This is a genomic window from Brevundimonas sp. (assembly GCF_965278935.1).
In the GTDB taxonomy this organism is placed as follows: domain Bacteria; phylum Pseudomonadota; class Alphaproteobacteria; order Caulobacterales; family Caulobacteraceae; genus Brevundimonas.
The window spans coordinates 1,271,480-1,283,927 of sequence record NZ_OZ257124.1 but is presented as its reverse complement, the minus strand read 5'-3'; the positions used below and the strand labels follow the sequence as shown (position 1 = coordinate 1,283,927).

At 66.5% G+C, this 12,448-nt stretch carries 13 protein-coding genes; 2 read left to right on the top strand and 11 right to left on the bottom strand.

The features are described from left to right. Positions 1 to 228: 228 nt before the first annotated feature. A complete protein-coding gene (locus ACQY68_RS06350) occupies positions 229 to 1,563 on the bottom strand; it encodes a hemolysin family protein (RefSeq protein ID WP_428152206.1) in 1,335 nt (444 codons plus the stop codon). A gap of 99 nt (positions 1,564 to 1,662) precedes the next feature. Then, complete coding sequence (locus ACQY68_RS06345) at positions 1,663 to 1,785, bottom strand: hypothetical protein (protein WP_428152205.1); 123 nt, start codon at positions 1,783 to 1,785, stop codon at positions 1,663 to 1,665. Positions 1,786 to 1,927: 142 nt separating this feature from the next. Here ACQY68_RS06345 and ACQY68_RS06340 point away from each other — a divergent pair, with 142 nt between their 5' ends. Continuing rightward, the gene (locus ACQY68_RS06340) at positions 1,928 to 3,028 is read left to right on the top strand and encodes a L,D-transpeptidase family protein (RefSeq protein ID WP_428152204.1); all 1,101 of its coding nucleotides are present in this window, start codon (positions 1,928 to 1,930) and stop codon (positions 3,026 to 3,028) included. Here the strand turns inward: ACQY68_RS06340 and ACQY68_RS06335 are convergent. The 8 genes from ACQY68_RS06335 to ACQY68_RS06300 all read right to left on the bottom strand — a co-directional run bounded on the left by ACQY68_RS06335 (position 3,021) and on the right by ACQY68_RS06300 (position 10,724). Then, positions 3,021 to 4,634, bottom strand: coding sequence for a carboxylesterase/lipase family protein (locus ACQY68_RS06335; protein ID WP_428152203.1), 1,614 nt, complete (start codon positions 4,632 to 4,634; stop codon positions 3,021 to 3,023). The genes ACQY68_RS06340 and ACQY68_RS06335 overlap by 8 nt on opposite strands. A gap of 8 nt (positions 4,635 to 4,642) precedes the next feature. Next, positions 4,643 to 4,972 carry a hypothetical protein gene (locus tag ACQY68_RS06330; protein ID WP_428152202.1) on the bottom strand — a complete coding sequence of 110 codons (330 nt, stop codon included), beginning with the start codon at positions 4,970 to 4,972 and terminating at the stop codon, positions 4,643 to 4,645. Beyond that, positions 4,969 to 5,313, bottom strand: a complete 345-nt coding sequence (locus ACQY68_RS06325) for a glycine zipper 2TM domain-containing protein (RefSeq protein WP_428152201.1) — start codon at positions 5,311 to 5,313, stop codon at positions 4,969 to 4,971. Before ACQY68_RS06325 ends, ACQY68_RS06330 begins: the two co-directional genes overlap by 4 nt. Positions 5,314 to 5,443: 130 nt before the next feature. Continuing rightward, positions 5,444 to 6,634 carry an elongation factor Tu gene (gene tuf, locus ACQY68_RS06320; protein ID WP_428152200.1) on the bottom strand — a complete coding sequence of 397 codons (1,191 nt, stop codon included), beginning with the start codon at positions 6,632 to 6,634 and terminating at the stop codon, positions 5,444 to 5,446. A gap of 90 nt (positions 6,635 to 6,724) precedes the next feature. Beyond that, positions 6,725 to 8,806 (bottom strand): elongation factor G, encoded by a 2,082-nt coding sequence (gene fusA, locus ACQY68_RS06315; RefSeq protein WP_428152199.1) that lies wholly within the window; start codon positions 8,804 to 8,806, stop codon positions 6,725 to 6,727. Positions 8,807 to 8,955: 149 nt separating this feature from the next. Further along, entirely contained in the window at positions 8,956 to 9,429 is a 474-nt protein-coding gene (rpsG, locus tag ACQY68_RS06310) for a 30S ribosomal protein S7 (RefSeq protein WP_428152198.1), read from the bottom strand. Between the two features lie 72 nt (positions 9,430 to 9,501). Further along, a complete protein-coding gene (gene rpsL / locus ACQY68_RS06305; RefSeq protein WP_013269204.1) occupies positions 9,502 to 9,876 on the bottom strand; it encodes a 30S ribosomal protein S12 in 375 nt (124 codons plus the stop codon). A 278-nt stretch (positions 9,877 to 10,154) separates the two neighbouring features. Next, positions 10,155 to 10,724, bottom strand: a complete 570-nt coding sequence (locus tag ACQY68_RS06300) for a hypothetical protein (RefSeq protein WP_428152197.1) — start codon at positions 10,722 to 10,724, stop codon at positions 10,155 to 10,157. A gap of 128 nt (positions 10,725 to 10,852) precedes the next feature. Between ACQY68_RS06300 and rpmG the strand changes: the two genes are divergently transcribed. Continuing rightward, positions 10,853 to 11,020 carry a 50S ribosomal protein L33 gene (rpmG, locus tag ACQY68_RS06295; RefSeq protein WP_003164451.1) on the top strand — a complete coding sequence of 56 codons (168 nt, stop codon included), beginning with the start codon at positions 10,853 to 10,855 and terminating at the stop codon, positions 11,018 to 11,020. A gap of 63 nt (positions 11,021 to 11,083) precedes the next feature. On the opposite strand, the gene ACQY68_RS06290 is transcribed toward rpmG, so the two are convergent. Next, on the bottom strand, positions 11,084 to 12,448 hold the full coding sequence (locus ACQY68_RS06290; protein WP_428152196.1) for a PleD family two-component system response regulator: 1,365 nt from the start codon (positions 12,446 to 12,448) through the stop codon (positions 11,084 to 11,086).

The following is a 12,448-nucleotide window of genomic DNA, read 5'->3' as shown; positions in this document are numbered from 1 at the left end:
TGGGCGAACCCAACGGCGCGTCTGCTCGCCAGACCGGGGGCTATGCCCGAGAGGCCCGGCGATTTCAAGGCTATTCCTCTCCCTCCCCCTCGGGGGAGGGTGGTCGCGCAGCGACCGGGTGGGGGCGGCAAGGCAAGCCACTTACAGCGGCGTCCGCATCGCGCAGCCGCCCCCACCCGGTCTCCGCTTCGCTCCGACCACCCTCCCCGAACGGGGAGGGAGAATATTCTAGTGATCCAGATGCGCCGCGACCGCTTCGGCCTCGTCTTTCTTGTTCACGACCTGTTTGAACAACAGCTTGTCGATGCGGCGGTCATCCATGTCGATGACCTCGACCTCGAACCGGCCGAGCTGAAGGATTTCGCCCTCGTCCGGCACCCGCGACAGCTGGTGCAGCACCAGGCCGGCCACGGTGTGGAAGCCGTCGGCGTCGCCGAAATCCTCGCCCAGCACATCCGCGAGCTCCTCCAGGTCGGTCCGGCCGTCGACCGACCAGGTGCCGTCCTCGCGCTGGCGGATCCAGGCCTCCTTGTCGTCGTGCCCCTCGTCGAAGTCCCCGGCGATCATCTCCAGCAGGTCGGTGGCCGTGACCACCCCCTCGAAGGCGCCGTACTCGTCGACAAGGAAGGCCATGTGGACCTTGGACGACTTCAGGATCTCGAGCGCCTTCAGCACGGAGGTCGATTGCGGGATGAAGGCCGGAGTCTGCACCAGGGCCTCGATGTCGAAGGTGCCGTTGGTGAGCAGGCTGTCCAGCAGGTCTTTCTTGTGGACGACGCCCAGCGGATTATCGACGTCGCTCTCCTTGGCCACGACGATCCGCGAATAGGGGCAGGTGCGAATCTCTTCGCGCAGGACTTCTTCGGTGTCGTCCAGGGCGATCCAGAAGACCTCGTGGCGCGGCGTCATGGCCACGCGGATCGGACGGTCGCCGAGGGTCAGGATCTCCTCGATCATCGTCTGTTCTTCAGGCTCGATCAGACCGGCGGACGTACCCTCCGCGATCATGGTCTCGACCTCCTCCTGGGTGACGTCGGATCCATCGCGATCCTTCACGCCGAGCAGTTTCAGGATGCCGGACGTCGAGGCCGTCAGCAGCATGACAAACGGCGACAGCACGACGGCGACGGTCGAGATCGGCGCCGCCATCTTCGACGCGACCGCTTCGGGGAAGATCAGCGCGATCCGCTTGGGCACCAGTTCGCCGACGATCAGCGAGACATAGGTGATGCAGACCACCACCAGGGCGGTCGAAGCGAACTCGGCCCAGGCGGCCGTTGCCGGGAAAGACGTTTCGATGATGCGGGTCAGCTCGCCGGCGATGGCGGCCTGACCGTAGGCGCCCGCCAGAATGCCGATCAGGGTGATGCCGACCTGGACCGCCGACAGGAAATGGGTAGGCTCTTCCGCCAGCTTCAGCGCGGCCCGGGCCCCCCGGTCGCCCCGCTCGGCCCGGCTCTGCAGCTTGGATTTCCGGGACGAGACGACCGCCATTTCGGTCATAGCGAACAGGCCGTTCAGCACCACGAGGAGCACGACGACGACGATGGCGATGAGTAACATCTAAGGGGGAGAAGACCAGCGCGGCGCGACAGTCGGCGTCCGCTGTTCGGTCCTAGCGGAATGCGGCCGGTTTCGCCACGATTTCCTTGAGCGGACGGTTCAGCGGGTCCGGCCGGCCTCGATCGAACCATAGGCGCCCGACTGACCGCCATCCACCGTCATGCAGGCGGAGACACCGATCAGGGTGCCGATGAACAGTCCGATCCGAAGCGCGCGTCGCATGATGGTTACCAAAATCCTAACGTCCCGAACCGAACGTAGGCCCCGCTTCGGGGTTGCACGCAAGCCCCCGCCCCAGCCGGTTGTGCGGAACGGTAAACGGACGTGCGGGTTGGCTAACTCCAGTCGCCCGAGAGTTGAGTTCATGATCCGTCCGTCGCTTGTCGCCGCCCTTCTCGCCACCGTGTCGCTGGCCGCGTGCGGCGCGCCCGATCCGAAGACGCAGGCCGTAGCGCCCAACGCCCCGACCGAACAGCCGACGCCTGCCGGCGCGACCGGCGCACTTTCGGCCCGATCCATCGAAGCCGCCGTCTGGCAGCCGACGCCGGCCGCATCGGCGAGTCCTTCGACCGCGGCCCAGCCGACCGCGCCGGGCGCCGACCCCGCCACCCCTGCTGCGACCACCCCGCCCCGGCCGGAGATTATCCGCGCCCAGATCCTGCTCGACCGCGCCCGGTTCTCGCCCGGCGCAATCGACGGCCTCGGCGGCGAAAATACCCGTCAGGCCGTCGCCGCCTTCGCCAAAGCCAACGGTTTGCAGTCCGACGGAGACCTGAACGCCGAGGTCTTCGCGAAGCTGACCCACGCCGCCGCGCCCGTGACGACCCAATATACGATCACAGCCGCCGACGTGGCCGGCCCCTTCGCCCCCGTGCCCGAAGGCCTCGAGGCCCAGGCCGAACTCACCGCCCTGAACTACGCCAGCCCGCTCGAAGGTCTGGCCGAGAAGTTTCACGTGACCGAAGCCCTGCTTACGGCGCTCAACCCCGGCGCCGACTTCGCCCGCGCGGGCCAGACGATCGTCGTCCCCGCGATCTCCGCCCAGCCCCTGCCGGCGGCCGTGACCCGCATTCTCGTCAGCAAGGCCGACAGCGCTGTCAGGGCGTTCGGAGCGGACGGGACTCTGCTGGCCTTCTACCCGGCGACGATCGGGTCCAGCAGCCGTCCCGCTCCAACCGGACGGTTGACCGTCGTCGGCGTCGCGCCCGAGCCGAACTACACCTACGATCCGGACCGGCTGACCTACGGCACTGCGGATCGCAAGTTCGTTGTCGCGGCCGGGCCGAACAATCCCGTGGGTGCGGTCTGGATCGACCTGTCGCGCGACACCTACGGCATCCACGGCACGCCCGATCCGTCGAAGATCGCCAAGACCGCCTCGAATGGCTGCGTCCGCCTGACGAACTGGAGCGCCGAACAACTCGCCGCCTCGGTCAAGCCGGGCGTTGAAGTCATATTTAGCTAGGCTCTACGGCCCCCAACGTCGTGCCGCCCCAGAACCCGCACAGATGCCGGTCGTGGAAGGTCTCATCGATCCGGTCCCCCGCCGGATCGAACACCACGACCGGCCCGCCGCCTTCGCTGACGCGCGGCCAGTCGGCCTCGAAGTCTGCGTCATGCCCGAACCCGGCCCAGAGCCGCATCATCCGGTCCGACAGCGCTCTCTGCTCGGGCGTCCACCGACCGGCGTCCGCGAACAGCCAGGTCGTCCCGAACACATAGGCTAGCTCGCTCGCGTGATAGGCCCCCATGTCCAGCCCCGTGATCCAGTCCGGCAGCAGGAACGGCGCCTCCCCGTCCGCGAACTCGTATCCGTAGACCGGCACATGCCGCGCCAGCAGTCGCCGGAGCGCGTCCGCCGGACATGCGAACCGGCTGTCGGTGAAGCTCTGAGCGATCGCCACCGCCGGCCCCTCGGCCCCGACCGGATACCGCTCCAGCGCCCGTTCCCCGTCATCACCGTACAGCCAGACGGTCTCACGCCCGTAGCGATCCATGTCCTTGACCTCGACGGCGAACAACCGCCCCTCGTCCGTGTTGGTCCCCACGATGACCGGGACCTGCGTAAAGCGGCCGCTGGCGAAGGCCTCGGGCGGGCTGATCGGCACCGTAGCATCCGTATGCACCGGCCCCCACGACCCGGGCCCGTTGATCCCGGACCGCAACGACGGGGCCCGCGCAATCCGCCAAGCGGGCAGGTTCCTCAGGCAGGCCACCTGCCCTTGCTCGGTGCATCCCAGGTCGTCGGCGAACGGCGGCCCGGCCGGGACCTGATCCTTGGCCGCATTGAGCGACTGGGGCTCCAGACACGGTCCGCTCTGCAGGATGACCCGCTGGTACAGCCCCTCCGACCCCGGCGACGCCATCAGGTAACAGGCGCTCCACGCCCCCGAACTCTCCGCAAACACGGTCACATCGCCCGGATCGCCCCCGAAGGCCCCGATATTCCGGTGCACCCAGCGCAGCGCCGCCTGCTGGTCCATCAGCCCCCAGTTGCCGCCGACGCCCTCGCCCTCGGCCTCGAACCCTGGGTGCGCCAGCCAGCCCAGCGCCCCGAGCCGGAAATTCACCGTTACCACGACCCGATCCTGCTCGGCCGCCAGCCGCGACGGGTCGTAGTTGGCGCCCGACCCGATCGTGAAAGCCCCGCCGTGCAGATAGACCATCACCGGCCGCGCCCGCCCGGGCTCGCCCGCAGGCCCATAGACATTGACGAACAGGCAGTCCTCAGACCCGACCACCAGCCCGCCGCCTCCGCCCAGAATGGCCTTGCGCCCAAAGGCCTGGATGCAATCAGACCCCAGCCGTGTCGCGTCCCTGACGCCGCCCCACGCCTCGACCGGGCGCGGCCCGCGCCAGCGCAGATCCCCGACCGGCGCCTTCGCATAGGGCACGCCGAGAAAGGCCCGGACGCCCGCCCCCTGGACGCCGCGCACGACGCCGCCCTCGGTCCGGGCCTGCACGAAGGACCGGTCCGGCGCGAACCGCACTTGGTCGACCTCGCCCGGATGCGTCGCCACGCAGCCGCCGAGGGCGAGGAAGACCAGCAGGACCATCAGACGAAACGGCATCCCTCCTCTTATCCCGCGTCCAGCCCGGCATGCCACGCGGCATAGGGTGTGTTCTTCGCCATATGCCGGTTCAGGTCAGGCGCGCCGTCGTCCCACCAGACCGGGCCGCGCTCGCCCAGAGCGACCTTCGCCGCCTGCACGCCCGCCCGCGCCGCCTTGAGCGCGGTCGCGTCATCAGCAGCCAGCGCCGTCCGCACCGCCCGCCGCGCCGTCATCAGTTCATGGACATGCCGTTCGCGCTCGGCCTCGCCCAGCGCCGGATTCGATGTTCGCCACAGGCGTCCACGCACCACGAAATAGCGCCCGTCCGGGGTCCGCGGATAAGCCTTGCGGCTCAATAGTAGCCGTAGCTTCCGCGCCTCGGCACGCGATCATAGCCATAGCGGCCGTCGCGATTATAGCCGCCGAAGCCGTAGCCACAGGGATCGTCCCGCTCCGACAACTGGTTGCCCAGCAGGCCGCCGGCCAGCGCCCCGATCGCGGCTCCCCGCTCCCGGTCACGTTCGCCCGCGATCGCCGCACCGGCCAGAGCGCCCAGCGCCGCCCCGCTGGCGGTCGCATATCTCTGATTCTCCACGTAGTCCCGCTCGCAGCGCGAGGCGTATCCGTCGGTGGTGGCGCAGGCGCCAAGCAGCATGGTCGCGCCGGTCACGGCGGACAGGGTCCAGATGGCTTTCATCGAGGGCTCCTTTGGAAACACTCGCTGGCGAACGCGGGGTGGGACAGGGTGTTCCGACCCAAAGCAAAACGGCCCCCGGATCGCTCCGGGGGCCGTCTCGATAGTCAGTCCATCAGGACCGTCGGGTTACTTATTCGATGATCTTGGCGACGACGCCGGCGCCGACGGTGCGGCCGCCTTCACGGATGGCGAAGCGCAGGCCCTGATCCATGGCGATCGGCGTGATCAGCTCGACGTTCAGCTCGGCGTTGTCGCCGGGCATGATCATCTCGACGCCTTCCTTCAGCTGAACGATGCCGGTCACGTCCGTGGTGCGGAAGTAGAACTGCGGGCGGTAGTTGGTGAAGAACGGCGTGTGACGGCCGCCTTCTTCCTTGTTCAGGATGTAGGCTTCGGCGACGAACTTGGTGTGCGGGGTGATGGAGCCCGGCTTGCACAGGACCTGACCGCGCTCGACGTCTTCACGCTTGGTGCCGCGCAGCAGCACGCCGACGTTGTCACCGGCTTGACCTTGGTCCAGCAGCTTGCGGAACATTTCCACGCCCGTGCAGGTCGTCTTCTGGACCGGACGGATGCCGACGATCTCGACTTCCTCACCGACCTTGACGATGCCCTTTTCGATACGGCCGGTCACCACGGTGCCGCGGCCCGAGATCGAGAAGACGTCTTCGACCGGCATCAGGAAGGGCAGGTCGACCGGACGTTCCGGCTGCGGGATGTAGGCGTCGACGGTTTCCATCAGAGCCAACACTTGCTGTTCGCCGATTTCCGGGTTCACGCCGTCGGTCGCGGCCTTGGCCGAACCCATGGTGATCGGAATGTCGTCGCCCGGGAACTGGTAGGACGAAAGCAGCTCGCGCACTTCCATCTCGACGAGCTCCAGCAGCTCCTTGTCGTCGACCAGATCGACCTTGTTCATGAACACGACCAGGGCGGGCACGCCGACCTGACGGGCCAGCAGGATGTGCTCGCGGGTCTGGGGCATCGGGCCGTCGGCGGCCGACACGACCAGGATCGCGCCGTCCATCTGGGCGGCGCCGGTGATCATGTTCTTCACATAGTCGGCGTGGCCGGGGCAGTCGACGTGGGCATAGTGACGGTTGGCCGTCTCATACTCGACGTGAGCCGTGTTGATCGTGATGCCGCGGGCCTTTTCTTCCGGCGCGGCGTCGATGTCGGCATAGGCCATGGCCTTGGCGCCGCCGGCCTTGGCCAGCGTCATCGTGATCGCAGCCGTCAGCGTGGTCTTGCCGTGGTCGACGTGACCGATGGTGCCGATGTTGCAATGCGGCTTGTTACGTTCGAACTTTTCCTTGGCCATTCTCTTCTCTCCGTCCCCTGAATTGAGGGGGCATATCCTAGGTTTTCAGGGGGTGTCCGACGGGCCTGAGCCCGTCGGGATGGTTGGGGTTTAGGCGCTGTACTTCTTGATGACTTCGTCGGCGACGTGTTGCGGCACCGGCTCGTAGTGGTCGTACTGCATGGTGAAGGCGGCGCGGCCCTGCGACATGCCGCGCAGCGTGTTCACATAGCCGAACATGTTGGCCAGCGGCACGAAGGCGTTCACGACGGTGGCGTTGCCGCGCATGTCCTGACCCTGGATCATGCCGCGACGGCCGTTGAGGTCGCCGATGACCGAACCGAGGTAGTCCTCGGGGGTCACGACCTCGACCGCCATGATCGGCTCGAGCAGCTTCGGAGCGCCCTTTTCCTTCAGTTCGCGGAAGGCGGCGCGGGCCGCGATTTCGAACGCCAGCACGCTGGAGTCGACGTCGTGGTACTTGCCGTCCGTCAGGGTCGCCTTGAAGTCGATCAGCGGGAAGCCGGCCAGCAGACCCGAATCCTTGATGGAGTTCAGACCCTTTTCGACGCCCGGGATGAATTCCTTGGGCACCGCGCCGCCGACGATCGAGTTCTCGAACACGAAGCCCGAGCCCGGCTCGCCGGGCTCGAAGGTCAGCATGACGCGGGCGAACTGACCCGTACCGCCGGTCTGCTTCTTGTGGGTGTAGTCGATGTCGACCTTGCGGCCGAGCGATTCACGATAGGCGACCTGCGGCGCGCCGATGGTGGCCTCGACCTTGTAGGTGCGCTTCAGGATGTCGATCTTGATGTCCAGGTGAAGCTCGCCCATCCCCTTCAGGATGGTCTGGCCCGACTCGTGGTCGGTCGAGACGGTGAAGGACGGGTCTTCCGAAGCCAGCTTGGCCAGGGCGACGCCCAGCTTCTCCTGGTCGGCCTTGGTCTTAGGCTCCACCGAGATCTCGATGACCGGCGCCGGGAATTCCATCTTCTCGAGGATGACGGGCGACTTCAGCGGATCGCACAGGGTGTCGCCGGTGCGGGTGTCCTTGAGGCCGGCCAGGGCGACGATGTCGCCGGCATAGGCTTCCTTGACGTCTTCACGGTTGTTCGAGTGCATCTGCAGCATCCGGCCAACGCGTTCACGCTTGTCGCGCGACGAGTTCAGCAGGTTCTGACCGGTTTCCATCTTGCCCGAATACAGGCGGCAGAAGGTCAGCGAGCCGACGAACGGGTCGTCCATGATCTTGAACGCCAGGATCGACAGGGGCTCGTCGTCCGACGCGCGGCGCACGACGGGCTCTTCGGTCTTGAAGTCGATGCCCGGGGTCGGCGGGATGTCCATCGGCGACGGCAGGTAGTCGACGACGGCGTCGAGCAGCGTCTGCACGCCCTTGTTCTTGAACGCCGAGCCGCACAGGATCGGATAGAAGGCGCCGGTCAGCACGGCTTTGCGGATGCACTTCTTCAGCACTTCGATCGAGGGCTCGGTGCCTTCGAGATAGGCTTCCATCGCCTCGTCGTCGAGTTCGACGGCGTTGTCGATCAGGTACTGGCGGGCTTCATTGGCCTTGTCGACCAGATCGGCCGGGATGGGGCCGACGGTGAAGTTGGCGCCCAGGGCGTCGTTGTCCCAGACCACCGAGTTCATGGCGACGATGTCGACCAGACCCGACAGCGAGGATTCCGAACCGATCGGGAACTGGATCGGCACGGCCTTGGCGCCCAGACGGTCGCGGATCGACTGCACCGAGGCGTCGAAGTCGGCGCCGATCTTGTCCATCTTGTTGACGAACACGATCCGCGGCACCGAATATTTGTCGGCCTGGCGCCAGACGGTTTCGGTCTGCGGCTCGACGCCGGCGTTGCCGTCCAGCACCGTCACGGCGCCGTCGAGCACGCGCAGCGAACGCTCGACCTCGATCGTGAAGTCCACGTGTCCGGGGGTGTCGATGATGTTCAGGCGCTTGCGCTGCCAGAAGGCGGTCGTCGCGGCCGACGTGATCGTGATGCCGCGCTCCTGCTCCTGGTCCATCCAGTCCATGGTCGCGGCGCCGTCGTGGACTTCGCCGATCTTATGGTTCTTGCCGGTGTAATACAGGATCCGCTCGGTCGTCGTCGTCTTGCCCGCATCGATGTGGGCCATGATTCCGAAGTTGCGGTAGTCCTCGAGCGCGTGTGTGCGGGCCATGAAAGCGTGCCTTGAAGTGAGTTCAGGACGCGGTCCGCGTCCTCGGGAGATCGTCGATGTGGCGGATAAGCGAGCGCGGGCGATTTATCTCAAACCGCCCGCGCCGGATAGTCTCTAGATAGGGTCGTTAGTGGGCGGTTTTAAGACGCCTACCAGCGGTAGTGGCTGAAGGCGCGGTTGGCTTCGGCCATCTTGTGGGTGTCTTCGCGCTTCTTGACCGCGGTGCCGCGGTTGTTCGAGGCGTCCAGCAGCTCGGCGGCCAGCTTCTCGGTCATGGTGTTCTCACCACGCTTGCGCGCGGCGTTGACCAGCCAGCGGATGGCCAGGGCGCGGCGACGGTCGGGGCGAACCTCGACCGGAACCTGATAGGTGGCGCCACCGACGCGACGCGAGCGGACTTCGACCGACGGCTGGACGTTTTCCAGGGCGGTGTGGAAGGTCTGGACCGGCTCGAAGTCTTTCTTCTTGTCGGCCAGGATCGCGAAGGCGCCGTAGACGATGTTTTCGGCGACGGCCTTTTTGCCCTCGTACATGACGTAGTTCATGAACTTGGTGACGGTCAGATCCTTGTACTTGGGATCCGGCAGGACTTCGCGTTTCTGGGCGCGGTGGCGACGTGACATGGGCTGGGCCTTCTAAATCGGTGTCTGGAACAAGCCGGATGAAACCGGCTGAATCTGGAAAGTGCGGGTCGCTTACTTCGGACGCTTGGTGCCGTAGTGCGAACGGCGCTGCTTGCGGTCCTTCACGCCCTGCGTATCGAGCACGCCGCGCAGGATGTGGTAGCGAACGCCGGGCAAGTCCTTGACGCGGCCGCCGCGGATCAGGACCACCGAGTGCTCCTGAAGATTGTGGCCCTCGCCGGGGATGTAGCACACGGCTTCGTAGCCGGACTTGGCCAGACGAACCTTGGCGACCTTACGCAGAGCCGAGTTCGGCTTCTTCGGGGTCGTCGTATAGACGCGGGTGCAAACGCCGCGACGCTGGGGCGAACCCTCCAGGGCCGGCACCTTGTTGCGCACGGGCTTGGGCTTGCGGGGCTTGCGGATCAGTTGGTTGATCGTAGGCATCGTAGAGACAGTCTCGACTTCTGATGGAGGCGTGTGCCTGTCGGCCGGGGCGCCTCGGTTTCCTTCTTTTGAACGGCTCTTGTGAACCGCCCGGGGTCGTTCGAGACCGGATGCGGCACGACCAAACGAAAAAACCGGAACGCGCGCTTCGGGCGTTCCGGCGGGCACAGCCCGTCCGTTCAATTGTGACGATCAGGATGGGCCCCGAAAAGGACCCGTCTCGAAAGTCCGGCGCGTTTACGCTTGAGGGGGCCTCAGGTCAAGACCGGCGGTCTCGCCTACTCCGCCACCGGCTTTGTCAGATCGAACTCCACCCGAAAGTGCCGGTTCGCGCGACGCAGCTCATAGGCGAACATCCGGCCCGGATGGACCTCGACGTTCCAGACATTGGTCGTCGAGACCGCTGCGTCATTGGCGTTGAACAGGGCGATGGAGAAGGCGTCGACCGGGAAGGTCTGCCACTCGGCCGACCCCGGCCCGACGTTGTCGCCGCCATACATGTGCAGGGTGTCGGGCGTGCCGTCGGGATGGCGATGATCGTGCTTCAGCCGCAGTCCGTCGTCCGTCCGGCTGATGATCCAGGTCCGCGACCGGTCCTCGCCGACGCTGAAGGGGATTCGCACCTCGGTCGGCGAGCAGTCGCGAACCTGCATCACCAGCCGCTGGCCGGCGAACCGGGCGTCGGCGGCGTCGTTCGTCACCACCCGCCCTTCGAAACTCTTGCCGCACAGGGCGTTCAGATTGGCCATGAAGTTCCCCTCGGCCGGAGACGGCGGGATCGTGCCGAAATAGGTTCCGGCGCATCCGGACAGCAGGGCGGCGCAGGCGGCGATCAGGGCGACTTTCATGTCGCGAGCGTCGCGCGCTGCGACAACATTCTCAATGCGCCAATACGCCCGTTGACTTCGCGACTTCCCTGAGTATGTTCCGCGCCTCTCATTTTACGGCTCAACCGCCGTCGCAAAGGTAATTTCCGATGGCAAAGCCCGCCTCCATCAAGATCCGCCTGAACTCCACGGCCGACACCGGCTTCTTCTACGTCACCAAGAAGAACGCCCGTACGATGACCGAGAAGATGGTCGTCAAGAAGTACGACCCGGTCGTGCGCAAGCATGTCGAGTTCAAGGAAGGCAAGATCAAGTAAGGCTCACGCCCCGCTGATTTTCAAACGCCCGGTCAGCGATGGCCGGGCGTTTTGCTGTCCGGCCTACGCCGCCCGGGCGATGACGCGGTCGCGTCCCGTGGCCTTGGCCTCGTAGACCCCCTCGTCGGCGCGCTTCAGCAGGGCGTCCGGCGTATCCCCCGCCCCGATCGTCGTCGCGACGCCGATCGAGATGGTCACCGTCAGGTGCTCCTGCCCGCCCATCACGCGGAACGGCGTCGAGCCCACATCCCGGCGAATCCGCTCGGCGATCCGGTGCGCATCCTCGATCCTGGTGCCCGGCATGACGACGACGAACTCCTCGCCCCCCATCCGGCACGGCAGGTCGACGGCGCGGACGTTGGTGGCCAGGCGCACCGCGAACTCGCGCAGCACCTCGTCGCCCGCGTCGTGGCCGAAGCCGTCGTTGACCTTCTTGAAGTGGTCGATGTCCAGCACCAGCACCGACACCGGCTCGCCGCCCTGGGCCGCCCGCGTCACGAAGGCCTGCAACTGTCCCGCCATGTAGCGTCGGTTATGCAGCCCCGTCAGGGCGTCGGTGACCGCCATCTCCAGGCTGTAGTCCAGCTTCTCCTTGAGGAAGTCGGTGTAGCGCTTGCGCCGGACCTGTGTTCGCGCCCGCGCCGCCAGTTCCTCCGGATCCACCGGCTTCATCAAGATGTCGTTGACGCCCAGCTCCAGCGCCTTGACCAGCCGCGTCCGGTCCGCCGGATCGACCACAGCCAGGATGGGCAGGTGCCGCGTCGGCTCGGCCGACCGCACCTGGGCGATCAGGCGCAGGCCGTCGAACTCGGCCGCCGCCACATTGACGATCATCAGGTCGATCGCCCCCTTGGACGCGATCAGGCCGTCGCCCGCGTCGATCTCGATCGAGGGCCGGTGCTCGCGCGTCAGCTCCTCGGCGATCCGCTGGGCCTGGCGCGCATTGTCGTCGACGATCAGGACCCGACCGCCCGATCCGCGCAGCCGCCCGGCCCCGTCGGTCGTGACTCCCAGCCGGCGTCCGCTCTCCTCGCGCTCGCGCAGCTCGTCCATGACCAGCTTCAGCCGTGTCAGCGATCGCACCCGCGCGAACAGGACCACGTCGTCCAGCGGCTTGGTGACGAAGTCGTCGGCCCCGGCTTCAAGCCCCTTGATGCGGTCCTCGCGCCCGTCCAGGGCCGTCACGAGCACGACGGGGATATGGCTGCTGAGCGGATCGGCCTTCAGTCGGCGACAGGTCTCGAACCCGTCCATCCCGGGCATCATGACGTCCAGCAGGATGATGTCGGGCTGTTCCGCCGCCGCCAGCTGGATCGCCGTCGCCCCGTCCTGGCACGTCAGCACATCATAGTATTCCAGCGTCAGCTTCGCCTCGAGCAGGCGGACATTGGCCTCGACGTCGTCGACCACCAGGATACGCGCGGTCAT